The 24,672-nt window shown below is 68.2% G+C and carries 21 protein-coding genes; 9 read left to right on the plus strand and 12 right to left on the minus strand.

Going from position 1 to position 24,672, the window contains the following annotated elements; genetic code table 11:
• Window position 1: 1 nt before the first annotated feature.
• From ACFORO_RS26080 to ACFORO_RS26115, 8 genes are all read right to left on the minus strand, one after another.
• A complete protein-coding gene (locus ACFORO_RS26080; RefSeq protein ID WP_377869077.1) occupies window positions 2–1,204 on the minus strand; it encodes an NAD(P)/FAD-dependent oxidoreductase in 1,203 nt (400 codons plus the stop codon).
• Window positions 1,201–1,392: a ferredoxin gene (locus ACFORO_RS26085; protein WP_354743252.1), complete on the minus strand. Its 192-nt coding sequence runs from the start codon at window positions 1,390–1,392 to the stop codon at window positions 1,201–1,203. Before ACFORO_RS26085 ends, ACFORO_RS26080 begins: the two co-directional genes overlap by 4 nt.
• Complete coding sequence (locus ACFORO_RS26090) at window positions 1,392–2,792, minus strand: fatty acid desaturase (RefSeq protein ID WP_377869078.1); 1,401 nt, start codon at window positions 2,790–2,792, stop codon at window positions 1,392–1,394. The genes ACFORO_RS26085 and ACFORO_RS26090 overlap by 1 nt, the downstream gene beginning before the upstream one ends.
• A gap of 128 nt (window positions 2,793–2,920) precedes the next feature.
• Window positions 2,921–6,973, minus strand: a complete 4,053-nt coding sequence (locus tag ACFORO_RS26095) for a TIGR02680 family protein (RefSeq protein WP_377869079.1) — start codon at window positions 6,971–6,973, stop codon at window positions 2,921–2,923.
• Window positions 6,970–8,211 (minus strand): TIGR02678 family protein, encoded by a 1,242-nt coding sequence (locus ACFORO_RS26100; protein WP_377869080.1) that lies wholly within the window; start codon window positions 8,209–8,211, stop codon window positions 6,970–6,972. Before ACFORO_RS26100 ends, ACFORO_RS26095 begins: the two co-directional genes overlap by 4 nt.
• Window positions 8,208–9,749 (minus strand): TIGR02677 family protein, encoded by a 1,542-nt coding sequence (locus ACFORO_RS26105; RefSeq protein WP_377869081.1) that lies wholly within the window; start codon window positions 9,747–9,749, stop codon window positions 8,208–8,210. Before ACFORO_RS26105 ends, ACFORO_RS26100 begins: the two co-directional genes overlap by 4 nt.
• 149 nt (window positions 9,750–9,898) lie before the next feature.
• Window positions 9,899–11,116, minus strand: coding sequence for a TIGR02679 family protein (locus ACFORO_RS26110; RefSeq protein WP_377869082.1), 1,218 nt, complete (start codon window positions 11,114–11,116; stop codon window positions 9,899–9,901).
• Between the two features lie 45 nt (window positions 11,117–11,161).
• Window positions 11,162–12,034, minus strand: a complete 873-nt coding sequence (locus ACFORO_RS26115) for a LysR family transcriptional regulator (RefSeq protein ID WP_354743226.1) — start codon at window positions 12,032–12,034, stop codon at window positions 11,162–11,164.
• A gap of 129 nt (window positions 12,035–12,163) precedes the next feature.
• Here ACFORO_RS26115 and ACFORO_RS26120 point away from each other — a divergent pair, with 129 nt between their 5' ends.
• Genes ACFORO_RS26120 through ACFORO_RS26145 form a run of 6 tightly spaced genes read left to right on the plus strand, consistent with a single transcriptional unit; the run spans window position 12,164 to window position 18,916 of the window.
• Window positions 12,164–13,330: a CaiB/BaiF CoA transferase family protein gene (locus ACFORO_RS26120; RefSeq protein WP_354743228.1), complete on the plus strand. Its 1,167-nt coding sequence runs from the start codon at window positions 12,164–12,166 to the stop codon at window positions 13,328–13,330.
• A 3-nt stretch (window positions 13,331–13,333) separates the two neighbouring features.
• Window positions 13,334–14,506 carry an acyl-CoA dehydrogenase family protein gene (locus ACFORO_RS26125; protein WP_377869084.1) on the plus strand — a complete coding sequence of 391 codons (1,173 nt, stop codon included), beginning with the start codon at window positions 13,334–13,336 and terminating at the stop codon, window positions 14,504–14,506.
• A gap of 13 nt (window positions 14,507–14,519) precedes the next feature.
• Window positions 14,520–15,683: an acyl-CoA dehydrogenase family protein gene (locus ACFORO_RS26130; RefSeq protein WP_377896646.1), complete on the plus strand. Its 1,164-nt coding sequence runs from the start codon at window positions 14,520–14,522 to the stop codon at window positions 15,681–15,683.
• Window positions 15,684–15,697: 14 nt separating this feature from the next.
• A complete protein-coding gene (locus tag ACFORO_RS26135) occupies window positions 15,698–16,555 on the plus strand; it encodes a 3-hydroxyacyl-CoA dehydrogenase NAD-binding domain-containing protein (protein WP_377869086.1) in 858 nt (285 codons plus the stop codon).
• Entirely contained in the window at window positions 16,552–18,033 is a 1,482-nt protein-coding gene (locus tag ACFORO_RS26140) for a CoA transferase (protein ID WP_377869087.1), read from the plus strand. The genes ACFORO_RS26135 and ACFORO_RS26140 overlap by 4 nt, the downstream gene beginning before the upstream one ends.
• Before the next feature lies 1 nt (window position 18,034).
• Entirely contained in the window at window positions 18,035–18,916 is an 882-nt protein-coding gene (locus ACFORO_RS26145) for a hypothetical protein (RefSeq protein WP_377869088.1), read from the plus strand.
• A gap of 229 nt (window positions 18,917–19,145) precedes the next feature.
• Here ACFORO_RS26145 and ACFORO_RS26150 read toward each other — a convergent pair whose 3' ends face one another.
• Window positions 19,146–19,745, minus strand: coding sequence for a TetR/AcrR family transcriptional regulator (locus tag ACFORO_RS26150; protein ID WP_377869089.1), 600 nt, complete (start codon window positions 19,743–19,745; stop codon window positions 19,146–19,148).
• 120 nt (window positions 19,746–19,865) lie between these two features.
• On the opposite strand from ACFORO_RS26150, the gene ACFORO_RS26155 reads away from it, so the two are divergent.
• On the plus strand, window positions 19,866–20,861 hold the full coding sequence (locus ACFORO_RS26155) for a fumarylacetoacetate hydrolase family protein (RefSeq protein ID WP_377869090.1): 996 nt from the start codon (window positions 19,866–19,868) through the stop codon (window positions 20,859–20,861).
• Window positions 20,862–20,863: 2 nt separating this feature from the next.
• Entirely contained in the window at window positions 20,864–21,805 is a 942-nt protein-coding gene (locus tag ACFORO_RS26160) for an MBL fold metallo-hydrolase (RefSeq protein ID WP_377869091.1), read from the plus strand.
• A 4-nt stretch (window positions 21,806–21,809) separates the two neighbouring features.
• On the opposite strand, the gene ACFORO_RS26165 is transcribed toward ACFORO_RS26160, so the two are convergent.
• Together ACFORO_RS26165 and ACFORO_RS26170 are read right to left on the minus strand one after the other, a co-directional pair.
• A complete protein-coding gene (locus ACFORO_RS26165) occupies window positions 21,810–22,193 on the minus strand; it encodes a hypothetical protein (protein ID WP_377869298.1) in 384 nt (127 codons plus the stop codon).
• A 93-nt stretch (window positions 22,194–22,286) separates the two neighbouring features.
• Window positions 22,287–23,474: a cytochrome P450 gene (locus ACFORO_RS26170; protein ID WP_377869092.1), complete on the minus strand. Its 1,188-nt coding sequence runs from the start codon at window positions 23,472–23,474 to the stop codon at window positions 22,287–22,289.
• A gap of 207 nt (window positions 23,475–23,681) precedes the next feature.
• Here ACFORO_RS26170 and ACFORO_RS26175 point away from each other — a divergent pair, with 207 nt between their 5' ends.
• Window positions 23,682–24,032: an antibiotic biosynthesis monooxygenase family protein gene (locus ACFORO_RS26175; RefSeq protein WP_354742988.1), complete on the plus strand. Its 351-nt coding sequence runs from the start codon at window positions 23,682–23,684 to the stop codon at window positions 24,030–24,032.
• 4 nt (window positions 24,033–24,036) lie between these two features.
• Here ACFORO_RS26175 and ACFORO_RS26180 read toward each other — a convergent pair whose 3' ends face one another.
• Window positions 24,037–24,633, minus strand: a complete 597-nt coding sequence (locus ACFORO_RS26180; RefSeq protein WP_377869093.1) for a TetR/AcrR family transcriptional regulator — start codon at window positions 24,631–24,633, stop codon at window positions 24,037–24,039.
• Window positions 24,634–24,672: the final 39 nt, after the last annotated feature.

Consider the following 24,672-nt stretch of genomic DNA (forward strand, 5'->3'; position numbering starts at 1 on the left):
TCTAGGCGGCCGTTTCCAGTGCGAAGGCGACTGCCTCGGACCACGGCGCCCGCGCGGCGATCCGCTTGCGGTACTTCATGATGTCGCGCGGCCGGTCGACGGTGAACGCGCCGACGAGCCGGTCGCCGCGCCGGTACAGCGCGGTGAAGCCGTGCTCGGCCGGGACGGCGACGACGACCTCGTCTGCCCGCGGCGTCCCGACGAACTGGATGCGGTGCGAGTACCAATCGGACCAGAAGTACGGCACGGCGCTGAACACCCGCGCGCTCGCGGGGTCCAGCGCGTGCCGCGCCGCGGCCGCACCCTGCTCGGCCGCGTTCGTCCAGTGCTCCAGGCGCATCAGCTCGCCGTCGAACAGCGCGTTCGCCACGTGCGCGACGTCGCCGGCCGCGTAGACGCCGTGCGCGGCGGCGAGCGTGCCGTCGCAGATGACGCCGCCGTCGCGGTCGTGCAGGAGGAGTCCGCTGTCGCGCAGCCAGCCGGTGGCCGGTGCCGCGCCGATTCCCGCGACGACGAGGTCTGCGGGGAGGATCTCGCCGGTGGACAGCCGGACTCCGGTCACCGCACCGTCTTCCGTGGTGAAGCCAGTGACCCTGGTACCCAGCCGGAGGTCGGTGCCTGCCGTGCGATGCAGGTCCGCGCAGACCTCGCCGACTTCGGGGCCGATCGCGCGCACCAAGGGCGTCTCTAGCGTCTCCACAATGGACACGGGAAGGCCGCGTTTGCGAGCGGCTGAAGCGACTTCCGAACCGATGAAACCGGCACCGATCACGACTGTCCTAGCACCACTGTCCAATGCGGATCGAATAGCAACCGCGTCGTCCGCAGTGCGCAGCGAGTAGATGCCGGAGATCTCCTCGGTGTCCGGAAGAACCCGGGCAGTGGCTCCGGTAGCGATCACGGCTGCGTCGTAGGGGACTGTCGTGTCGCCGGTGCGGATCTCCCGGGCGATCGGGTCGAGTCCGGTCGCGGGAGTGCCCAACTGGAGTTCGACGCCGAGGTCGCGCAGGTCGTCCGCGCTGAGAAACGGTTCCACCGCAACGGGTCCGTCCGCCGCGAGGAACGCCTTCGACAGCGGCGGCCGGTCGTACGGCAGGCGGTCCTCCGCGCCGATGAGCACGATCCGGCCGTCGTATCCGGTCCGCCGCGCCGATTCGACCGCTCGCAGTCCCGCCAGCGACGCGCCGACCACCGCGAGCGTCATGACACCAGTTTCAGCGCGAGCACCGGGCAGGCGTCGACTGCCGCGGCGAGGTCGGTCCGGTGCTCCTCGCCGGGGTTGCCGTCGAGCACGACGACCGTGCCCTCGTCGCCCACCTCGAAGAAGTCCGGAGCCATCGCCTCGCACATGCCGAGGCCGTCGCACTTGTTCACATCCGCTTCGATCCGCATCACACACTCATCCTTCCGGGAGCGACGAAGTCGACCTTTTCCCTTACCCCGCAGTCGGGACAGCACCAACTGTCCGGAATGGACGACCACGGCGTACCGGCCGGGAAGCCTTCACGCGGGTCGCCGCGCTGCTCGTCGTAGACGTATCCGCAACCGGGGCACATCCCGCCTTCGCTGGCGTCGCCGCGCACGTCGTCCGGTGCGGAAACCGTTTCGGGAGCGGAAGAGCCATACCGGGCAAGGACTTTCTCCCGCTTCGACGGCTGGATGTTCGCCCGGCTGAGGTCGCCGTCGAAGTGGTTGAGCACCCGCTGGTCCATCACGCGCCGCCACAACGGCGGGAACAGCGCGAGCACGATCATCCCGGCGTACCCGGTCGGCAGCACCGGGGATTCGGCGAAGTCGCGCAGGGTCTGGTAGCGGCGCGTCGGGTTGGCGTGGTGATCGCTGTGCCGCTGCAGGTGATACAGCAGGACGTTGGTCGCGATGTTGTTGGAATTCCAGCTGTGGCTGGGATCCACGCGCTCGTACCTGCGGCGCTCCGGCGGGCCGACCTTCTGCCGCCGCATCCCGTAGTGCTCCATGTAGTTCACGACTTCGAGCAGCGAGAACCCGATCACCGCCTGGATCACCAGGTACGGCAGGATCCCGACGCCGAGCCACGCCACCATCGCGACCCACAGCACCGCGGACATCAGCCACGCGTTGAGCACGTCGTTGCCGATCCGGAACGGATGCTTGTCGCGGCGGGCGTACCGCTTGCGCTCCAGGCCCCACGCGGATTTCAGCGAACCGAACACCGTGCGCGGCCAGAACCGGTAGAAGCTTTCTCCGACGCGGCTCGATGCCGGGTCCTCGGGAGTCGCGACACGCACGTGGTGCCCGCGGTTGTGCTCGATGTAGAAATGCCCGTAAAAGCTTTGCGCCAGCGCGATTTTCGACAGCCAGCGCTCGTGGCTTTCCTTCTTGTGGCCGAGTTCGTGCGCGGTGTTGATGCCGATCCCGCCGATGCAGCCGATCGAGATCGCCAGCCCGATCTTGTCCGCAACGGACAGTTCGCCGCGCGCGATCAGCCAGAACGCGAAGACGAACCCGACGTACTGGATCGGCAGGAACAGGTAGGTGATCCACCGGTAGTACCGGTCCTGTTCGAGCCGCTCGATCACGTCGTCCGGCGGATTGCTCCGGTCGAGGCCGGCGACCAGGTCGATCGCGGGCACGATCGCCAGGATCACGATCGGCCCGATCCAGAACCAGACGCCCCAGCCGGTCGCGGCGTGCAGGCCGATCGCGAGGAACGCGAGCGACGGCACGACCAGCCCGATCAGCCACAGGTACCGCTTCTTGTCGGTCCAGCGTTCGGTCGACCCCAGCGGCACCGTGCCGGTCATCTCGCTCATCGCGCCCTCCTCCGTTGGCTGGCTTTACACGAAGGTAGGTCATGTACACCTCGGTTGACAAGGGGAGATGAAATGTAAAGTTGCCACGGCTGGGTGAATCCGCAGGCGGAGCGGTCAGCGAGCCGCGGTTACTCCGCGTCGACCGACAGAAGCTGGTGCCCGTCCCAGGTGAACCGGGCAGTGGTGACCGCGTCGTCGCCGTCGGCACCGGTGATGAGCTGGTGGATCCCGATCCCGCTGAGTTCCGCGTAGACGCACCATTCGTGGTCGGACGTGAGCATGAGATCCAGGTCCAAGGCGGACAAGAGGGCGAACACCTGGCCGCGGTTCGTCGTGTCGACGCCGACGAAGACCTCGTCGAGAAGGATGACCCGGGGCGCCTCCGGCACGGCCTGGTAATGCGCGGCGACGGCGGCGAAGAGCGGCAGGTGAAGGGCGATGGCCTTCTCCCCGCCGGACAGCGCGCCGTGCAGTTTCCGGGTCAGCGGCTGCCAGCCCTCGCCGTTGGCCCGGTCGACCTTCACCACGAACCGGTGCCACGCGGTGTAGTCGAAGACCTTGGCCAGCTGCTGCTCCCAGCCGGTGGCGGTGTCGTCGGCCTTGGCCTCCTCGATCCGGTCGCGGAAGAACTGGTGCAGGGATTCCCGATCGGCCGCGGTCAGCCGGACCGGATCCTTCAACAGGAGGTCGCGGGCCGCCTTCGTGCCGGGCGGAAGGTCGGTGGCGACCTGCCAGACCAGCCGGACCGCGACCTTCGACGCGGTGCGCACCTGCTCCAGCCGGTTGTTCATGTTCTCGACCAGTTCGTTCGCCTGGCGGATCCGCGCGGCGAGGTGCCGTCGCGTGTCGCCGGTGAGCGTCTGGTCGAAGAGTTCTCGCTCCCGCTCGGTGATCTCGCGGCGGCTTTCCTCGGCTTCCGCGTGCAGGATCTTCAGCAGTTCGGCCGCCCCGACCCGGATCCCGTCCACCACGGCGGTGAAGATCTGCACGTCCTCGTCTGTTTCGAGGTCGAGGTCGGCACGGGTGTGGAGGACGTCCCGGCACGTGTGCATGGACTCGGACAGCCGGTGCAGCGCGTCGCCGATGTTGCTCGGGGAGTGCGGGACACTCGGCCAGGCAGTGGCTACCAGCCGTGCGGCAGCCAAAGCAGCGCGCACGCCGTCGCTTGAGCCGAGGACGGTCTCGAATCGCTCAAGGTCGCTCAGCCCGCTGTCCGCGGGAAACACCCCGGACGCCAGCCTGCGGAAGCGGAGCGCTGCCGCGTCGCGGGCGGCTACCGCTTTCTTGTGTTCGGCCGCGTCCGTCTCCTGGCGGTTGCGCCATTCCCCGACCTCGATCGCCAACTCGGTATGCCGGCTTTGCGTGGACTTCCGCGCGGTTTCGAGTTCGTCGAGGTGCCCGCGAAGCTTTTCGATCTTGGCCGCGACCTCGCGATACTCGACGCCGGCGGTGCTGTCTACTGCTTCGAGGGTCGCGGCTAGCTCCCCATGCTCCTCCTCGGCTTCCTGCGCTTCTTCTGCCCGCTGACGGGCATCGCCGGCAGATCGGTCCGCCTGTGTGGCCAAAGAGGAGAGCACCTGCCGCGCCGAGCGCAGTCCGTCGTGGATTTCCAGCCAGTTCTCGCACGCGGTGCGGAACGCGCGGGTGGCCGAGGCCAGATTCGCCAGCGCGGCCCGTTCGACGGGCATCCCGTATTCGGCGGCGCAGGCGGTCAGCGTCCGCAGGGCATCCGCGACCTCGCGTTCTCGCCTGCCTACCCGATCGATGCGCTCGCGCACGAGCCGATCGGCCGCGGCGAGCCCGATCTCCGCTCGGTCGAGGTGCCTGGCGGCGGTGTTGAGGACAGTGTGCGGAGGCAGGCTCGCTCGCTCGTCGCGCACGGTTCCCCGGCGTAGGGACAGCGCGGACAGTTCCGTCTCGAGGCTGGCTATTTCCGTGTCCAGCAAAAGAATTTCGTTCCGCAGTTCCTCGATCCGCAGCTCGCGAGCGCGCCGGCGGGCCGCCGCGCCGATGTAGGCCGGGCGCTCCTTGCGCCAGCTGCCGGTGAGGTTTCCGAGCCGCCACGATCCGTCCGCCCCGATCGCGGCGGGGCCTTCGGCCGGCAGCACGTCGCCGAAACCCACCGAAGCGAGCAGCCTGCGCATCACGGGCGCCGGGACCTCGCCGTCGGGCTCGGGGGAAAGAACGTCCGCGAGCGAACGTCCGGCCGCCGCGGGCAAGGAGTCCGGGTCGGCGAAGACGTCGTGTCCCTGGACCTCTCCGCGCGAGCCGACCCAAGCGTCCAGCAGTCCCGCGCCTTCGAGAGCGGCTTCGATTCCGGCACGGTCGCTCTCCGGACTGGCGGTGGAGAAGTCGACAAGCCGCCACAACGGCGCACCGGTCATCCGCGTCCGATCAGCGGTGCGGGTCGGCGGTGCGGGCGGGGGAAGGTCTTTCTCGGACTGGAGCCGGGCGATCTCGGCGCCGCAGTCGTCCCGTCGCCGCCGCAGTTCGGCCGCCCGCGCTTCGCGGGAAGCTTCCTGCCGGGTGATGTCCTCCAACGCCGTGTTGACCGCGCGCTCCGCCTCGGCGTTCAACGCCCGCTCTGATTCGAGGAGGTCCAGCAGCAGGTCAGGCTCGGGAAACGGCAGTTCTCGGCAGGCATTTGCCCACGCGAGCACATCGGTTCGCAGCTGTTCCAACGCGGCTGTCCGCTGCTGCGCGGCAAGATCCAGTTCTTCCTTCGCCGCGGAGAACGCCGACCTCGCTTGCTCCAGTTCCTCCTCCGCCTGGCCTCGTCGCTCGACGGCGCGCTCGTGGCTGTCCAGCGCTTCCTCGACTGTCCGCAGCTGCTCCTCCCGGCTTTGCCCGGCGGCGCGCAGCAACGGCCGGGCCTTGGCCGGGTTGTCGCCGTCCAGTTGCGTCGCGATCTCGCCGTGCACGCTGGGCATCCCGGCGCGCACGGCGGCCTGCCGGGTCTCGTCGGCCAGGTTCCGTACGTGCTCCGTCCGGCGGCGGACGTCTTGTTCCGCGACGCTCCTGTCTCGCTCGTCTTCCTCCGCTGCCTTTTTCTTCCGGCTGGACTCGGTCAGCAGCCGCTCCGCCCGGGACTTGGCTTCGCCCGTTCGCCTGCGAAGAAGTTCCAGTTCGGACCCGCGCTGGTATGCCTCGCTCTCGATCAGCCCGGTCTTGCGAGCCGACGAGGTGCGGATCTGCTTGGCCAGTTCTTCGATCTGCTGCTCGGCGGCTTCCTTTTCCCGTGTCGCGGTTTCGTACCGGGCCGCTGACTCGTGCGCTGTCGAGGCTCGCTTCTCCATCTCGGTGGTGGCTGAGGTGAGCGTGCCCGCGCCGGCGCGCAGCACTCGCTGGGCGTACGTCCGTTGCCGGGCAGCCAGCGCGCGGGTCGATTCGACCAGCTCCTCCAGCTCTTTCAGCCGCTCGTGATGTTTGTCCAGCCTCTCGAAACCCTCGGCGAGGTCGGCGATTTCCTGCTGGCCCAGCGGCGGGAGTGCCTTGGAAAGCAGATCGGACAGCATGCCCGGGTCCAGCCGCTGCGACAGCTTCGGCATGCGCAACTGGAGCAGCGCGAGGATCAACGCGTCGAACCGCTGTTCGCTCAGCCCGGGGAAAAGCGTGGTGCGGACTTCGGCCCGGTAGTCGGTCGCGTTCCCGTAGAGCGTGCCGTCGGAGCCGAGCCGTTGTTCGAGCACCTGGCGGGTCAGCGGCTGACCGGAATCGTTGACCAGGCTGAGGCCGCCGGGGACCCCGATCCGCTGGGACGTCGTGAAATAGTCCGGGTGCACGGCCGAGGTGCGGGAACTGGCCTGAAGCCGGGCGCCGCAGGTGAACCGCCTCTCGGGGGTTCCCGGGAAACGGAACTCCAGCCAGACGTATCCGACCCGGGTCACACCGGTCGCGCCTTCGCCCATGAGGTTCCAGTGCATCGTGCGCTCGCCGGTGCCGAACGTGGACAACCTGTTCGCGCGGAGGCTCGCGTCGAAGAGGAACGGAAGGAGCAACTCGAGCGCCTTCGACTTGCCGCTGCCGTTCGGGCCCCGGAGCAGGAGCCGGCCGTGGTGGAATTCGAAGACCTCGTCGTAATACCGCCAGATGTTCAGGATCCCGGCGCGCGCCGGTTGCCAGCGGTCCGCCTGACGGGAGAACGGGTCCTCGGCATGCCGGGGGAGTTCGGTGACCGTCATCCTGACGCTCCTTCGGAATCGGCGGTCCGGGCCTCGCGGACGGTGTAGCGCGCCGCCGCCGGAAGCGGCCGGACGATTCCGGAAGACAGCTGCGCCAAACCGAATGCCATCAGCACCTCGATCGCGTCGGCGGCCAGCCGCTCGGCGCCGTCCGGACCGCGATATCCCTCGGCCCATCGGGGAAAGCGGCTGAGCAGTTCGCCCGCCTGGATCCGCAGCTGCTCGACGGTGACCGGACCAGTGAGCGTTTCCAGCAAGAGAAGTGCGGCCACCTTCGCGTTGCCCGCGTCGTCGGGGAACCGAGAATCCGTCGCGACGCTCTCGACGTCCACCAGCAGTACGCCCTCCGCGCGCTCTTCCAAGACAAAGCCGCCTTGTTCGGCGGCCCGGCGGAGCAACTGCCGTCCGGTGGGCGAGGCGAGGTACGCGCGTTCGGCATCGCTCAGGTCGTCGAAGTAGAGCACGGGATCGTCGACCAGCCGGCGGAAAACCGAGTGCCGGAGCCACAGATTGCGCTGCACCTCCGATTGCCCGGGGCGATCGCTGTGCGCGCTGGAGACGCCGTAGCGACGTTCGCGGGAAACCGCGGCGAGGAGTTCCTCGAAGCGAAGCGCGACTTCGTCGAGCGGCACCTCGAGACGAGAAGGCCCGATCGGCGCGGACAACAATCGCAGCACCAGCGTGCCGTCGATCTGGTGCAGCGCCTTGGCTTCGGCCGATTCGACGAACGATTCGGTCGAGCCGTCGACCGCGTCGAGGACGCCGTAGTGCTCCAGCAGCCGGAGGACGTCGACCAATGCCCTTCGTTCTTCGCGGCTGGCGGTGTCCAGCGTCGTGATCGCCTCGTCGGCGGCGGTGGCTTGAACCACTCGCTTCGCGAGCAGCCCGATGGTGGTCACCGGCGTCGCGAGCAGCTCGGCTGCGGTAACGCACAACAGCACGTAACGTCGTCGGTCGAACGGAGCTTTGCCGGAGCGGAGCCGGCGCAGCGGCCGACGCGGGTCGTCGGCTATCCGCACCTTGGCCAGACGCGCGTAACCGAGCCGCGGCTCGATCGTCAAGGCCCAGCCGCAGTAGTAGTCGAACCATTGCCGGATCGGCTCGCCGCGCCGCCGGATCAGGTCGAACGCGTCCGGCTTGCCGCGTTCGGTGATCAGCGGGGAGGCGAGGAGCTGACGGATTCCGAGCGCGACCTCCTCGCGCTCGGCCGCGGCCAGCTGATTCGCCAGCTGGCTCATGATCCGCCGCCTCCGCTCGCCCGCCGGGCCTGGCTGCTGCCCGCGGTGCGGATCTCGATCTCGTAGTCGGGGCCGTGGAAGAGCCCGCGCGGAGTGGAGAGCCTCGCGACGGCTCCGTCGGCAGGCGGTCGAAGCAGAATCTCGATCCGGCCGTCGGAAGTAGTGCTCTGGCGGACACCGCCTCGTCCCGGGGCGGTTCCGAGGGCGCGGCCGAGCAGGTCGAGCAGCCTTTCGAACACGGCGTGGTCGAGCCCGCCGAAGGCGGAGAGCCGGATCGGCCCGCCGGTGTCGAGCAAGTCCCAGGCGGCTTCCAGTTCGGCTCGCTCCGCACGGGCCTGTTCCGCCCTCGCTGCCTTGATCGCGGCGACGTCGCGGACCTTGCCGGTGCGGCTGAACCGTTCGGTTTTCCCCGAGGTGCGCAGCAACGGGGAGACCTCGACCGGCGGAGCTTCTTCCCAGGAGGTGCTCGAGCTGATCAGCTCGGGATCGTGATGGGCGAGATGCGCGTGCCGAGCCGGGCTGAGCCCGAAGACCGTCGACCACAACCGGTGCAGGTCGCCCTGCGCGGGGACGACGGCGAACCACCTGGCCAGCTCGCGGAAATCGGCCGCCGCGCTGCTGGCCCGGCGTCGTGACTCGGTGATCCGGTCGAGGACTTGCAGCAGCGTGATGATCGCGCGCCGGGCGACGACATGCAGGTGCTCGGCCCGGGGCGTCGACCCGTCCGACGGCAGGAACCAGGCGCGGAGTCCGTCCCATCGAGCCCGGCGACGCGCCAGCCATTCAGGACCGGGATCGGCTCCCGACAGCCGGGGGAGATCCGCCCCGACCAGCGCGCGCTGGTGCATCAGCCCGGCCCCGCGGTCTTCGACCCGCTGGATCCGGACGCCGATCGTGTGCCTCCGCTGCTCCAGATCGGTCAGGAATTCCTCGAGATAGGCCACGGTGGACGCCTTGACCTCGTGGAAGGTGGCGAGGGTGGTTCCTTCCGAACGCAGCAGCCGCTGCAGTTCGCCGTTGAACTGCTTGGTGTTCGCGCGCAATGCTTCGAGATGGCTTTCCAGTTCGGTCAGCGCGGTGAACACCCGGCGATCCGAACCCGCGTCCAGTTCGCGCGCCAGGTCGGCGAGCCGGTCGGCGATCGCGTCGAGAACCGCTGTCTGCAGCGCTCCGGCCGACGCGAGCATGCTCATCGCGTGCACGACGCCGGCGAACGCGGCTTCGCCTTGCCGCGTCAGAGAATACTGCAGGTTGCGCCGCTCGTACTCGGCGGCTGAGCGGTAGTTCTCCGAATGGTTTTGGACGATGTCGACGAGATGCCACGCGTGAAGCTGTTCCAGCGCGCGCCGGAGTTCCTCGTCTTCGAGCGCGTCGAGCCAGCCGACCGAACGCAGGCGGGCCCGGACGTCGTCCACTCCGAGGGAAGTCTCCAGCCGCTCGTTCGCCTCGCCGAAAGCGTGCAGCACCGACACGTACAGCCCGGCCAGGTCTCCGCTGGTGAAGCGGAACATCTCAGGCGGGACACGGATCGGGTCCATGCGTCCTCCTGCCATCGTCACCGGCAACGGTACGGGAGGGCACCGACACTTCAGCGGTTCGGCAGCGCCAGCCCGCTCCAGCAGAAAGTCCGTGAGGGGAACCCTCACGGACTCTGATTCCCTCAGGGTTCCCCTCACGGACCTCCGCATCACGCACCGGACCCGGCGGCCGACTCGGCGATCTCGTCGAGCAAGCTGTCGGCAACGCGTTCTTCCGGCACCGTTTTTCCTTGCTCAGCCAGGTGATTCGCCAGTTCCGGATCCCAGGGAACCGGGGTCGCCCGTCCCGTCGGAGGGCCGTCGGCGACCGCGGCGAGGTAGTCGGCGCTCGTCATCCGCCAGGGCTTCGCACCGGTTCGGGCTACGACATTCGCGGCTATTCGCAGCCCGTCGCCATCGAAATCACCGTGGTAGTAAAGAGTTGTTCCGATTTTCGCCAGCTGCTTCAACAAGGCGACTCCGGCGCTGCTCGGCCAGCCGGAGGTGCACATCAGCGGAGGACAGGAACTGCCGAAGCGAGCCAGCGCGAGGGCCAGCACGCTGGGATTCTCGAACACCCAGACCGCGCTCGGCGCGGCGGTCAGCCTGCTGCCGCGGAGCTGCTGCGACGTCAAGACCGCCGCGGTTCCCGCGTCGCGGCACGCGTCGAGGATCCGGCCGACGACGTGGTCGCCGGGGAGCCGGAGCCCGGCCGCGAGCACGGTTGACGACAGTTCGTCGTCGGCGATGCCCGCTCGTTCCCACAGCGCTCGGCGTTCCGGCGCGTCCGCTGGCGGCGGCACGTCGTAGATCGCGGTCAGGGCTTTGAGGACGAGATTCGCGGTGCGGGTGCCGTCGTCCAGCGCATGAGTCGCGTCGAGCACGGAATCGGCGAATACCGGCAGCGGCACCCCCGTGGCCGGCAGTTCGGAAAGCACGCGCAGCGCGTGTTCGAGTTCGAGCCGGGTGCGTTCGATCGAGCTCTCGATCAAGCCCGCCCGGCGAATGCCTGCCGTCCAGGACCGCAAGGCCGGTTGCGCGGTGACCACGGGATGGCCGTCCAGCCAATCCCACAGACCCGCGCGGGCCTCAGCGGCCGTCCGGCGATCCTCGGCGCGGTTGCCGATCGGGCCGACCAGCCTCGCGACGACTTCGCGCGCCCCGGCTCCGACGGCTTCGCGAAGGGTCTCGTCCAGCCGGGCCAGGGCGATGTTCGTGTACTCGCCGGGAAACTGTGCCAGGCCGAGCAGGTCGGCGACGGCCGTTTGCTGCTCGGAATCGAGCGGGCCGACCCGGACGCGGCTGACCGGGAGTCCGGACGAGAGCCTGGCGTGCACCGCTTGCCACACCGGAGCCAGTGCCGCGGGAAGCTGGCCGACGGGGTCCACTGTGGCGAGTGTAGGGGTCCTGAGCGGCAATACCGGTTCAGGCGCTCACGAGACGCGGGCGTGCCGCAGCACCTCGACCACCGGGTCCAGCCGCGTGTCGGCGGTGCGCCGGATCAGGAAGGTGGTCAGCGTGGCGGCCAGATCGTCGACCGGCAGGACCGCGCATTCGTTCGGGTCCAGCGCCAGCGCCGTCGCGGATTCGACCGGCGCGAGGGTGAAGCTCTTGGTGCTGCGCAAGAAGATCAACAGCCCGCTGACGTCGGAGAACTGCGCCTCCGGATCGACCAGCACGCCCTTGGCGGCGAGCTGCTCGGCCCGCCGGGAGCCGAGATCCCAGTGCCGCGGACCCTGCAGATACTGGAATCCGCGCAGGTCGGCGAGGGTGAGCGAGGTCCGGTCGGGGAACCGCGACGCGTCCACCACGGCGCCGAGCGGTTCGCGGTAAAGCACGATCGTGGACAGCCGGTCGTCGGAGGTGCCCAGGTGCGACACGGCGAGGTCGAGCGAGTTGCTGAGCAGCGCGGATTCCATCCCGAGCGACGGCATCTGCCGCAGCGTGAACCGGTAGGAGCCGTCCAGCGCGCGGATCGATTCGCTGAGCTGGCGGCGGTGCGCGGGATTGAGCACGTCGGGGATGGCCAGGCGGACGTCGGCGCGCTGGTCGCGGGTGCGCATCCGGGCCGGAATGGCGTCGAAGCCCGAAACGACCGATTCGGCGAGCGGCAACAGCGCTTCGCCTGCCTCGGACAGCCGGGTGTGGTGGGTGGAGCGGTCGAACAGCGGCTCGCCCAGCTCGCGTTCGAGGTCGCGAATGCGCTGGCTGAGCGGCGGCACGGACATGTTCAACGCCCGCGCCGCACGGGTGAAGTTCAGCTCGCGCGCGACCGCGAGGAAGTACCGCAGGTGGTGGATCTCCACGCTGAGCAGCGTACCCACGGTGTTATCACCGTGGTCATACCGATCTGATGCACTCGGTCATTCCCTTCTGGTGAGCAAGCGCTTAGCGTCAGTGCTGAAGCAAAGATCGTCAACGGGAGGACCGCGAAGATGGATGCCACCGGACCGCTTTCCGGGGTTAAGGTGCTCGACCTGTCGTCCGCGGTGATGGGCCCGTACGCCACGCAGATCCTCGGCGACTTCGGCGCCGACGTGATCCGGGTCGAACCGCTGCGCGACGTCGCCCGGCACTCGCCGGCCAACACCGGCCGCACGCCCGGGATGGCCCCGCTGTACATGCAGGTCAACCAGAACAAACGCAGCATCGAACTCGACCTCAAGGACCCCGCCGGCCGCGAAGACCTCTTCGCCCTGCTCGCCGACGCCGACGTCCTCGTCACCAACATGCGCGCCGCCGCGCTCGACCGGCTCGGCCTCGGCTACGAGCAACTGCGCGAACGCTTCCCCCGCCTCGTCTACGCCCACGCGCAGGGCTTCGCGCCCGGCTCGTCGCGCGCCAACCGGCCCGCCTACGACGAGGTCATCCAGGCCACGTCCGGCCTGGTCAGCCTGCAGGACCGGGCGGGCGGCACGCTGCAGTTCGTCCCGACTTTCATCGCCGACAAGACCGCCGCGCTGTACCTGCTCAACGGCGTGCTCGCCGCGCTCTTCGACCAGCAGCGCACCGGCAAGGGCCAGCAGGTCGAACTGGCGATGGCCGACGCGATGATCGCGGTCAACCTGGTCGAACACCTGGCTGGCGACGTCTTCGTCCCGGCCGCCGGCGACGTCGGCAACCCGCTTTCGCTCAGCGACACGCACGCCGCGATGCGCACGGCCGACGGCGGCGCGATTTCCGCGGTGCCCTACACCAACGACGCCGTGCGGACGCTGCTGATCGGCGCCGGCCTCGACGACGCCGCGGCCGATCCGGCCTGGGACTCCCCGGTGATCGACCGGGAGATTTTCACCGCGGGAGTGGAGAAGGTCTTGGCCAACTCCGCCAGCCGCACCACCGCGGAGTGGGAGGAATACCTGACCTCCCGCGACATTCCGTACGCGGTCGTCGTCGACATCGCCGACCTGCCGACCGACCCGTACGTGCGGGAAGTCGGGCTGATCACCGAGCGGGAACACCCGACCGAGGGGACGATCCGCGTAGTGGAGAGCCCGCTGCATTTCTCGCGGACCCCGGCCGGGTTCCGCAGGCACGCCGAACGCGCCGGAGCGAGCACCGCCGAAGTCGTCGGAGCCGTACGCACCACTGAAGGGGTTTGATCGATGGATCTCGAACTGTCTAAAGAGGACCTCGCGTTCCGGGACGGATTGCGGGAGGTGTTCCTCGGGGCGATTCCGGAGGAAATCCGCAAGCGCAGCGCACTCGGCCTGATCACGCGCGACGACATCGTCACGAGCCAGCGGATCCTGAACGAGCACGGTCTCGCCGTGCCGCACTGGCCGACGCAGTGGGGCGGCCAGGACTGGACCCCGACCCAGTCCCACATCTACGCCTCCGAACTGCAGCGCAACGCGGTGCCGCAGCCGCTCGCCTTCAACGCGAGCATGGTCGGCCCGATCATCGCCGAGTTCGGCAGCGAGGAGCAGAAGCAGAAGTTCCTCCCCGCCACCGCGAATCTCGACATCTGGTGGTCGCAGGGCTTCTCCGAGCCGGAGGCCGGTTCGGACCTCGCCGGGCTGCGCACCACCGCTCGTCTTGACGGTGACCACTACGTCCTCAATGGACAGAAGACCTGGACCACGCTCGGCCAGTACGGCGACTGGATGTTCGTGCTCGCGCGGACCAACCCGGACGCGCCGCGCAAGCAGCAGGGCCTGTCCTTCCTGCTGCTGGACCTGAACACGCCGGGCATCGAGCGCCGTCCGATCAAGCTGGTCGACGGGTCCGCCGAGGTCAACGAGTTCTTCTTCGACAACGTGGTGATCCCGGCGGAGAACCTCGTCGGCGAGGAGAACAAGGGCTGGACGTACGCGAAGTTCCTGCTCGGCAACGAGCGCAACGGCATCGCCCAGGTCGGCACCGGGCAGCGGATCTTCGCCGACCTCGCCGCGGCGGCCGCCGATCTGCCCACAGAGGACGGTCCGCTCGCTGACGACGCGGAGTTCCGCGCGGCCATGCACACAGCGAAGACCACGCTGCTCGCGCTCGAAGCGACCCAGATGCGGGTGACCGCTGCGTCGGAAAACGGCCAGCCGAGCCCGGTGTCGTCGCTGCTGAAGATGGAGGGCACGCAGACCCTGCAGGCGCTGACGAAGCTGCGCATGCGCGCGGCCGGTTCCGACGGCATGCTGCTGGACACCGAGTCGCCGGTGCGGGCCGACGAGGCCTCGGTGGTGGCCGCGGCGCAGTACCTGAACCAGCGGAAGCTGTCGATTTTCGGCGGCTCCAACGAAATCCAGCGCGGCGTCATCGCGAAGACGATCCTCGGTCTGTAAGGGACGGCGACTCATGAACCTCGAATTCAACGAAGACCAGAAGCTGCTGTTCGAGACCGTCGACACGGCGGTCGGCCGCGGCTACCCGGCAGGCGGCCGCGCGGCCGCGACGAGCAGCGAACTCGGCTGGAACGACCAGGTCTGGAACACCCTCGGCGAGCTGGGTCTCGCCGGCCTCCCGATCTCCGCCGACCACGACGGCGCCGACGCCGGCCCGGTCGAGGTCTACGCCACGCTGGAGGCGATGGGCAAGCACGCGGCGGCCGAACCGCTGCTCGACGGCGTGTTCCTGCCGTCGTGGATCATCGCCGAACTGGGCACCGACGACCAGGTCAAGGCGCTGCTGCCGGTGCTCGCCGCCGGTGGCACCACGATCGCGGTCGCGCACGCCGAGCCGGGACGTCCGTGGGGCGTCGCGCCGTCGGTGTCGGCGGCCGGTTCCGCGCTGACGGGCGTGAAGTCGCCGGTGCGCAACGCCGATCAGGCCGACAAATTCCTGGTCACCGCGGTCGACGAGAACGGCCGCACCGGGGTGTACCTGGTCGAGGCGACCGCTGAAGGCATCACCCGGGTCGACGGCCGGGCCGCGGACTGGGGTCACACGTCGCAGGTCGAATTCGCTGGTACGCCAGCGGTTCTGCTCGGCACCGCGGACTCCGACGCCCCGGCTGCGTTGCGTCGCGCGTTCTCGCGGGCGCGGATCGCGGTCACCGGCGAGGCGATCGGCCTGATGGAGACCGGGCTCGCGATGACCGTCGAATACCTCAAGACCCGCAAGCAGTTCGGCGTTCCGCTGGCGGCGTTCCAGGCGCTCGTGCACCGTGCCGCCGATCTGTACGCGAAGGTCGAACTGGCTCGTTCGCTGGCGCTGTGGGCCACCGCGACGGTCGAGGCATACGACAAGGGTGCGTCCACAGTGGACCTCGACGCCGTGGCCGACGACGCGTTCGTGTTCGTGTCCGACGCGGCGACCGCGACCGCCGAGGAGATTGTCCAGCTGCACGGCGGGATCGGAATGACTTACGAATCAGAGGTCGCGCACCACGCGGCGCGACTCATTGCCATTACGGAGAGTTACGGCGGAGTGAGCGCGGCCCGTCGCCGCGCGCTAGCGTCGGACGCGTTGCTGACGCCGCCGAGTGCGCTGCTCAACAACGCGGACGCGGTCACCGCCTGAGAAAGGAGTGCGCCATGCCGGTCGTCGCGATCGTCGGCGCTGGGGTCATCGGAGTTTCGTGGGCTCGGCTGTTCGCCGAGGCGGGCTGGACGGTGCGCGTCACCGATCCCCGCCCGGACCTGCGGGAAATCGTCGCCCGAGACCTCGCCGGGCTGCCCGCCACGGCAGTCGCGGACCTCGCGGAAGCCGCTGCCGGGGCCGACTTCGTCCAGGAGTCGGGCCCGGAGCGGATCGAGCTGAAGCGGGAAATGTTCGCGACGCTCGCCGCCGCCACGCGCGACGACGTAGTACTGGCGTCCTCCTCGTCGTCGCTGTTGCCCTCGGTGATCGCCGAGGGCAACGCGGCGGCCTCGCGGATCGTGATCGGGCACCCGTTCAACCCGCCCGAACTGATGCCGCTGGTCGAGGTGGTGCCCGGGGTTTCGACCTCCGAGGAGACCGTGACGAAGGCTGTCGAGGTCTACCGGGGGCTGGGCAAGAAGCCGATCACGTTGAAGAAGGAAGTGCCCGGCTTCGTCGGGAACCGGCTGCAGAAGGTCTTCAACGACCAGGCGATGTACCTCGTGCAGCAGGGCGTGATCTCCGCTTCGGACCTGGACGAGCTGGTCAAGGCCTCGCTCGGGCCGCGGTGGGCGACCATCGGGCCGTTCGAGAGCATGCACCTCGGCGGCGGCCCGGACGGGATCCGGCACCTGGTGACCCACGTCGGCTCGCAGATGAAATTCGAGATCGGCCGCCCGGACCGGGAACACCTCGACGCGGTGATCGACGAGGTCGAGCAGACCTACGGCACCGCGGACACTTACTCGTCGCGGGTCGAAGCGCGAGACAGCCGTACCCGCGCGCTGCTGGACGCGCTGGAGAAGGAATGACTCTCACCGAGCAGCTCGAAGCCGCGCTCGCCAAGCCAGCCGCCACCGACGAGTACGACCCGCACCAGCCGCTGGCCGATCTCCTTGGCTCAGTCGGCCTGCAAGAATCCGACGCCGGCGGCCGGATCGAATTCACCGGAGCCGACCCGGTCCTGCCGGGCGCACTGCGCCTGGCCGGGGCGACTTCCATCGCGCTGGCGGCGAAATCCGTCGCGGTGGCGAAGATCTGGCAGCTGCGCGGCGGACGCGGGCAGGACATTTCGATGGACCTGCGGACCGCGCCGCACCGGCTGTGCCCGTTCTACGACAAGAAATGGGAACTGCTCGACGGCTACCCGCAAGGCGATCCGGCGCGCGTCGATCCCGCCTTCGGCACGGATCGGTTCTACTCCACTTCGGACGGACGCTGGGTGCACCCGATCAGCCCGTACCCGAAACTGCGCAACGACGCGGCCGCGCTGCTCGGCGTTCCGGAGCGGGATGCCTTGGTGCGGCAGGCGATCTCGCAGTGGAACTCGTTCGAGCTGGAGGACGCAGCCGAGGCCGCAGGCGTCATCATGCCGGTGGTGCGCACGACCGAAGAGCTGATGGCGACCGAGCAGTACCAGTCAGTGCTGTCGACGATGCCGCCGGTGATCGTCGAGCGGATCGGCGACAGCCCGCCGGAACCGTTGCACCCCAACTCTTCTACGCCGCTCGAAGGAGTGCGCGCGCTGGGTCGGGCACACATCATCGCTGGCGCTGGCTGTGGCCGTGCGCTGGCTTTGCACGGCGCGGACGTGCTGAACGTCTGGGATCCGGGCGAATACGAACTCCCGGTGTTGTACGCGACGTCCAATGTGGGCGTTCGCTCCACCCGACTCGACTTCCGCCGCCCGGCCGATCAAGAGCGAATGCACTGGCTGCTCACCGGTGCCGATATCTTCTACGCCAATCGCCGTCCGGGATACCTCGCGCGGCACGGCCTCGACGCGGAAACCGCCGCCGAGATCCGTCCCGGGATCATCCACGCCGAAGTGACGCTCAACGGCAGCACCGGCCCGTGGTCCGGCCGCGTCGGCTTCGACCAGACCGCCGGTTGCCTGTCCGGAGTAATGCTGCTGGAAGGCGAGGGCGGAGTTCCGTCGCTGCCTGGGGTGCCGGTGGTGAACGACTACATCACGTCGTGGTTCTTGCAGCTGGGAATCCTGCGCGCCCTGATGCTCCGCGCGGAATGGGGCGGTTCTTATCGGGTGCAGGTTTCTTTGACTCGCGTCGCCTTGTGGTTGCTGAGCCTGGGAATCTTCGACAAGGGTTACGCCGCTGAAGTCGCCGGTGTCGCTCCCGGGCACGAATACTTCGACCCCGAGACCTTCACCGCGGACACGCCGCTCGGCCGGTATCGCGGTGTCACCGAGCAGATCCGGATGTCGGAAACTCCGGGCTATTACACGAATCCTTTGATCCCGAGGGGATCGCACCGTCCAGAGTGGAGGTGACATGTTCAGCGAGCTGGTAGTGCTGGGCATTCGCACCGGGACGATTTACCGCGTCGGACTTCCCGACGGGCAGGTTACCCCGCTGTACAAAGACGCTGGTGTCTCGCCGGACGGCGTTGTCGTCGCCGAGGGGACTGTTTACTGGACCACCATGGGCATGCCTACGCGCGACCCTTCCGTGCCGGGTGAAGCTGGCCTGGACTACTCGGCTCGCAACGGTGGCTTGCACGCAGTGTCATTCGATGGCACCGGGGCGCGCGATGTTGTCCCGAATGGAACTCTGACTACTGGGAAACAGTTGGCGTACAACGGTTCCCTGTACTGGGGAGACCGGGAAGGCTACCGAATCACCCGGGTGCGTCCGGACGGAACTGGGCTCACGGATCTGATCGTGAACGAGCCGGACGACAGCGGGACGCAGGAATGCGTCGGCGTAACTGTGGACTCGACGCACCTCTACTGGACGCAAAAGGGTCCGGCAAAGGGCGGCGTCGGACGGATTTTCCGTGCTGGGCTGGAGATTCCTTCAGGTGAGACCGCTCGCGACCGGTCCGACGTGGAGACCCTGTGGGACCACTTGCCGGAGCCGATCGACCTGGAAATCCATGGCGGGTACCTGTATTGGACCGACCGTGGTGCGGCTCCGAAGGGAAACACGCTGAACCGCGCGCCGATCCCCGGTCCGGGGGAGAAGGGCGCCGAGCCGGAGATTCTGGCGAGCGGATTCACCGAGGCGATCGGTTTGGCGGTGGACGCCGAAGTCGCTTACGTATCCGACCTCGGCGGCCGGATCACGGCGGTGCCGTTGGCTGGCGGCGAGCCGCGTGTGGTGGTGGACATGGGCGAGTTGTTGTCCGGGATCGCGGGGGTTCGGGCCTCGTGAGCGTTTATCCCGGTGAGAACCCAATGCCGCCGCGGCATTGGCCTGCGACCTTTTGCTGAGGTCCGTGAGGGGAACCCTGAGGGACTCTGAGTCCCTCAGGGTTCCCCTCACGGACTACTGGCCCAGCTTAGGGCCTTCGACCCGGGCAGACGCGCCTCAACCGCACCCGTAGTGCCGCCTCAAGCTACGCGGAATTGGGGTTCTCACCGGCACAAACACTCACGAGCAGCTACCGAGCCGCGATCCCGCGCAGGATCATCTCCACCATGTTCAGCAAATGCTCCTGCAGATCAAACGGAGCAGCCTCGCTCTCGATCCACGAACTCAGCGTCCCGAAATAGGACGTAGCAAGCAACAACCCGGCCTGCGCCGGATCGATGTCCGCGCGGATCTCCCCGGCCTCCTGCGCCCGTGCGACGAACGAGCCGAACTCGCGGGCCAGTTCCGGGTTGCCGAAGACGTTGGTGGAGTGGATCGCCGCGCCCATGCAGGCGATCGTCTCGGCCCGGGAGTCAAGGCTGTTGCGCGCGAGTTCGATCAGGTACCGGCTGAGCACCTCGCGCAGCGGCCGGTCCTCGAGGTTTTCGGCGCGCACCGCGGTCATCGCGCGTTCCCGGCGGCGCAGGCTCCACTCGTCCAGGAACGCCGTCTTGCGCTGGAAGTGGTTGAACACGGTGGCGCGCGCGGTGTCGGCTCGTTCGGCGATGTCCTCCATCGTGGTGTTGTCGTAGCCGCGCTCCACGAACAGCTCCACGGCCGCCTGGAACAGCCGGTCCCGGCGTTCGTGTCGCTGCCTGGTCCGCCGGTCGCCCGTCGCTTCTGCCGTCATGCCTCGCAGTCAACCATCATTTCCTCCCGGCGCCTGCTGAACGACGCCCTTGACGCTACTTACGTCGCGGCATAACTTGGACTCAAGTCCAAATTTATACTCCAGTTCAAGGAGGCGGCGATGCGGCTGGTCACCTACGAATCCGCGGGTACGGCCCGGCTCGGTGTGCTGCATGGCGACGTCGTGGTGGATCCGGCACGCGTCTTGCGGGCGGTGAAGGCCGGGGCCGAAGTCCCGGCCGAGATGGTCGCCTTCTTCGAGGGCGGGGCCGAGGCGCGCGCCAGGGCTGAGCAGGCGCTTCAGCTCGCAGACGCCGCGGCCGAAAAAGGCGACTTGTTGATCGACGAAGGTCATCCGGCGGTGCTTCCGCAGGAGGAGGTCCGGCTGCTCGCCCCGGTGCCGAGGCCGCGCCGGATTCGCGACTACCTGACCTACACCCAGCACGCCTCCGGCTCCGGCCTCGCCGTTCCGCCCGCTTTCGAGGCGATGCCGATCTGCTACCAGGGCAACGTCGAGACGGTGATCGGGCCGGAGGAGCCGTTGCTCTGGCCGTCCTACACCGCACAGCTCGACTTCGAACTCGAGCTTGGTTTCTTCACCTCCGGCGGCGGCAAAAACCTCACCCCGGCCGAGGCTGCCGGACGCATCGCCGGCGTCACGATTTTCAACGACGTCAGCGCGCGCGACATCCAGATGTTCGAGATGAGCCTGACGATCGGTCCGTCCAAAGGGAAAAACTTCTGCACCGCGATGGGCCCGTGCGTGCTCACCATGGACGAGGTCGACGAATGGGCGGTGCGGATGTCGGCGACGGTCAACGGCGAGGTCTGGGCTTCCGGGTCCACAAAGGACCGTCAGTTCTCGTTCGCCGAGGTGCTCGCGTGGGCGTCGCTGGACGAAGACATCTATCCCGGGGAGTTCTTCGGGCTCGGCACCGTCGGCGGTGGATGCGGGCTGGAACTGGACCGCTGGATCCAGCCGGGCGACGTAGTGGAACTTGCCGCGGCTGGCATCGGTGTGCTGCGAAACCCGGTGGGAAAACGGCAGAACGCTCCGGAAGGCGCGGGATTGGCTTCATATCAAGGTGCACCCGAGGTGCACGTTCCTAGGAGGTAAGTGTGCTCCAAGACATTCCCTACACCAAAGGACAGCACCGGCTCACCGAACACTGCTCGGCCTGGCTGGTCCCGGACGGGACCTGGGGCTGGAGCAATGCCGGACTGATCGCCGGGGCAGGAGAATCCCTGCTCGTCGACACCCTCTTCGACGTGCCGATGACCCGGGAAATGCTGAGCGGTCTGCGGAACACCACAGCAGACAGTCCGATCAAGACAGTCGTGAACACGCACGCGAACGGAGACCACTGGTTCGGCAACGAACTGGTCGCCGACGCCGCTATCATCGCCTCCGTTGCCACGGCGGAAGAAATGCGCACCAACGGCCCCGATCTCATGCGCGGCCTGGTGCATCAGGAAGGTCCGCTGGGCCGGTTCGCCCAGCACATCCTGCACCCGTTCGACTTCGACTCCATCACCACGACCTACGCGACCCGGACGTTCGCCGAACAGCTGAAGCTCGACATCGGCGGCGTGGCAGTGGAAATCCGCTGCCTCGGCCCCGCGCACACCGAGGGCGACAGCGTCGTGCTGGTCCCCGACGAGGGCGTGCTGTACGCCGGGGATCTGCTGTTCATCGGCGGCACCCCGATCACCTGGGCGGGGCCGGTGTCGAACTGGATCGCCGCCTGCGACGCGATGCTGGCGATGGACGCCGAGTTCGTCGTCCCCGGCCACGGCCCGGTCACCGACGCCGACGGCATCCGCTCGGTCCTCGACTACCTGCAGTGGGTACAAGCCGAGGCGGCCGACCGCCACCGCCGGGGGATGACCTCGGAGGAGGCGATGCGCGACATCTCGCTGGGCCGGTTCGCGGACCTCGACGAGCACGGCCGTCTCGCGCAGAATGTGCTTGCGGTGTATTACGAACTCGACCCGGAGATGGAGCGGGTGGACACCCGTGAGGTGTTCCGCCGCATCGCCGAACTGGAAGGGTTCGCGTGAGCCGCTAACCGGCCACGGTCAGGATTCCGAGCGCCAGCAGCACGAGGACCTTCACGGTTTCCGTTGCGATATAGACAAAATGCGCCCGAGACCGGGGCAGCTCCGCGCCCTCCGGGGCGGCGAGGACGCGGTCCGTCCGCCGGTTCAGCGCCGGGCGGACCGCTCCCAGTTGCCCGATCAGCACCACTACCGCCACCGCCGCCAGCACGGTCACGGCGGCCCCGGGCCGCCCGGCCACCACGGTGACCACCACCCCCGCCGCGAGCACGATCTCGGCGAGGTTCAAGGCCCGGAACACCAACCGGCCGATGCCGAGACCGATCGGGATGGTCACCCCCGGCGCGCGGAACTTCAGCGGGGCTTCCAGGAACGAGATGGCGAGCACCATCCCGAACCAGACGAACGTGAAGGCGCCAATCAGAGCAATCGCATGCACAGCGCGGAAAACCTCGATTCCCGTCTTCGATCCGCCACTGCCAGGCTACTCCCGCTGCCAGGTCACCGGCAGTCGCACCGGACCGTAGATCGACGCGTCGTGCGGCAGGTCCACCTCGGCGAACGGCACCGCGAGCCGCAGGTCCGGGAAGCGCGCGAACAGCCGGAACAGCGCGGTTCGCATCTCGACCCTGGCCAGCTGCTGTCCGAGGCATTGGTGCACGCCGTGTCCGAAAGCCAGCTGTCCGGCCGCGCGCCGGGTGACGTCCAGCTCGTCCGGGTCCGGGAACTTCTCCGGATTCCGGTTGGCCACCGGCAGCGACATGACGACCGGGTCGCCCGCCTTGATCGTCACGCCGCCGAGTTCGACGTCCTCGAGTGCGGTGCGGATCGGGCCGATGTGGATCACGCTGAGGTAGCGCAGCAGTTCCTCGACCGCGCCCGCGACCAGGTCCGGATCAGCCTTGAACTTCGCCAGCTGCTCCGGATTTTCCAGCAGCACCAGCGTTCCGAGCGCGATCATGTTGCGGGTCGTCTCGAATCCGGCGACCAGCAGCATCATGCCGATGTTGGCGAGTTCCTCGTCGGTCAGCTCGCCGCCGCGGACCAGGTCGGACAGCAGGTCGTCGCTCGGCCGCGCCCGCTTCTCCTCGATCTGCCCGGCGATGAACGCGACGACGCCCTGGGTGGCGTCGATCCGCTCGGCGATCGGGACGTCCTTGGAGAACATCGTGGTGGTGAACCTGTCGAACTCGGCGCGGCGTTCGTACGGCGCGCCGAGCAGTTCGCAGATCACCAGTGACGGCACCGGCCGCGCAAACGCTTCCACCAGGTCGACCGGACCGTCCGCGGCGGCCATCGCGTCGAGGTGGTCGTCGACGATCTCCGTGACGCGGTCCTCCAGTTTGTGCATCCGGTGCACGGTGAACGCCCCGGTCAGCAGCTTGCGATAGCGGTGGTGGTCCGGGTCGTCCATCCCGCTGAACACCCCCGGGTCAGCCGGTTTCGGCGGCGGCAGCGGGCCGAAGTCGATCGGGATCTTCGTCAGCTCCACTCGCGCGGACATCCGCTTGTCCGAGAGGACTGCCCGCACCTCCTGGTATCCGGTGACGAGCCAGCCCTCGGTGCCGTCCGGATAGGTCAGCGGCTCGACCGGAGCCTGCGTGCGCTGGGCCGGTGCCGGATCGAACGGACACGCGCCCCTGGCGAGCGGGAGTCCTGCCTGACGGGTCATCGTCGCTCCTTCCCCTCTGAATAGTTCAGAAGGTACACAGCTTTCACAAAGTTGTGAAGAGAATGTCTGAACTGAACGCGGGGCGGACGGGGATTCACCGGCTTGGCCTATTTCTAGCGCTGCTAGACAACCGAGCGGCAGCAGTGCTAGCGTTGACTCAACAGCTAGCAATGCTAGATTCAGTCGACCGCAAGGAGAAGTCCCGAAATGGCCAAGTTGCAGAGCCTCGACCCGCGCACGCCGATGTTCGCTCAGTTCAAGGAGAAGACCGGACCGATCGTCCTGGCCAACACCTTCGTCGTCCCGGAGGGGAAGACCGAAGAGTTCCTGGCCACCTTCAAGAAGCAGGCCGAGTACATGAAGGCTCAGCCCGGATTCGTCTCGCTGCGGATGCACCGGGGAACGGCGGGCAGCCAGCTGCTGATGAACGTCGCGGTCTGGGAATCGACCGGGGCGCTCGCCGCCGCGTTCGGCAATCCGGAGTTCCAGCGGCTGGCGGCGGAGACCTCCGACGACATCGAGTCGTACCCGCACATCTTCGAGCAGATCGACGTCTGAGTCCTCAGGCCTCCGCGGCGTCGAGGGCCGGAACGAGCGGTTCGAGCATGCGCCGCAACAGGTCTGGCAGTGACCCGGACACCACGACCAGACCGTTGCCCGCTGGCTGCGTCCACTGCTCCAACGCGACCCGCACTGCCGCGGCGATGGAGGCGGCCAGCACGCGCGCGGTCTGCGGGTCGCCGACCCGGGTCGCGATCACTTCCTGCAGCGGATCTTCCAGTGCGGCCGGAGCGTCAAGAAATGCCGTTCGCAGCCCGGGATTCGTGGTGATCAGCAGCAGTGCGTCGCGGCTCTGCTCGCCGGGATCGGTGTATTGCGCGGTGATCGCGTCGACGATCGCCTCCGCCAGCCGGGTCTCCGAAAGGCGCTCGGTGACGGCGGCGGCGATCCGGCTCTCGCGGTCCGCGGTGACCGCGGCGACGATCGCTTCCTCGCGGCTGGAGAAGTAGTTGTTGTAGGTCCGCGGCGAGACCCCGGCCGCCTCGGCGATGTCGTCGACGCGGACGTTCGCCGGCCCGTGTTCGAGCGCCAGCCGCAGCGCTGCTTCGCGCAGTGCGACGCGGGTGGCCTCCTTCTTCCGTTCGCGCAATCCGGTCACGTATCCAGTCTCGCAGCCTTCGTGCGCCTACGCAAACTT

Origin of the sequence: Amycolatopsis halotolerans (assembly GCF_042647905.1) — a bacterium.
Classification (GTDB): Bacteria; Actinomycetota; Actinomycetes; order Mycobacteriales; family Pseudonocardiaceae; genus Amycolatopsis; species Amycolatopsis halotolerans.

Coding starts and splice junctions, on each gene's coding strand:
- ACFORO_RS26080 (WP_377869077.1), bottom strand. CDS start 1,204: ATGACGCTCGCGGTGGTCGGCGCGTCGCTGGCGGGACTGCGAGCGGTC.
- ACFORO_RS26085 (WP_354743252.1), bottom strand. CDS start 1,392: ATGCGGATCGAAGCGGATGTGAACAAGTGCGACGGCCTCGGCATGTGC.
- ACFORO_RS26090 (WP_377869078.1), bottom strand. CDS start 2,792: ATGAGCGAGATGACCGGCACGGTGCCGCTGGGGTCGACCGAACGCTGG.
- ACFORO_RS26095 (WP_377869079.1), bottom strand. CDS start 6,973: ATGACGGTCACCGAACTCCCCCGGCATGCCGAGGACCCGTTCTCCCGT.
- ACFORO_RS26100 (WP_377869080.1), bottom strand. CDS start 8,211: ATGAGCCAGCTGGCGAATCAGCTGGCCGCGGCCGAGCGCGAGGAGGTC.
- ACFORO_RS26105 (WP_377869081.1), bottom strand. CDS start 9,749: ATGGACCCGATCCGTGTCCCGCCTGAGATGTTCCGCTTCACCAGCGGA.
- ACFORO_RS26120 (WP_354743228.1), top strand. CDS start 12,164: ATGGATGCCACCGGACCGCTTTCCGGGGTTAAGGTGCTCGACCTGTCG.
- ACFORO_RS26125 (WP_377869084.1), top strand. CDS start 13,334: ATGGATCTCGAACTGTCTAAAGAGGACCTCGCGTTCCGGGACGGATTG.
- ACFORO_RS26130 (WP_377896646.1), top strand. CDS start 14,520: ATGAACCTCGAATTCAACGAAGACCAGAAGCTGCTGTTCGAGACCGTC.
- ACFORO_RS26135 (WP_377869086.1), top strand. CDS start 15,698: ATGCCGGTCGTCGCGATCGTCGGCGCTGGGGTCATCGGAGTTTCGTGG.
- ACFORO_RS26140 (WP_377869087.1), top strand. CDS start 16,552: ATGACTCTCACCGAGCAGCTCGAAGCCGCGCTCGCCAAGCCAGCCGCC.
- ACFORO_RS26145 (WP_377869088.1), top strand. CDS start 18,035: ATGTTCAGCGAGCTGGTAGTGCTGGGCATTCGCACCGGGACGATTTAC.
- ACFORO_RS26150 (WP_377869089.1), bottom strand. CDS start 19,745: ATGACGGCAGAAGCGACGGGCGACCGGCGGACCAGGCAGCGACACGAA.
- ACFORO_RS26155 (WP_377869090.1), top strand. CDS start 19,866: ATGCGGCTGGTCACCTACGAATCCGCGGGTACGGCCCGGCTCGGTGTG.
- ACFORO_RS26165 (WP_377869298.1), bottom strand. CDS start 22,193: ATGGTGCTCGCCATCTCGTTCCTGGAAGCCCCGCTGAAGTTCCGCGCG.
- ACFORO_RS26170 (WP_377869092.1), bottom strand. CDS start 23,474: ATGACCCGTCAGGCAGGACTCCCGCTCGCCAGGGGCGCGTGTCCGTTC.
- ACFORO_RS26175 (WP_354742988.1), top strand. CDS start 23,682: ATGGCCAAGTTGCAGAGCCTCGACCCGCGCACGCCGATGTTCGCTCAG.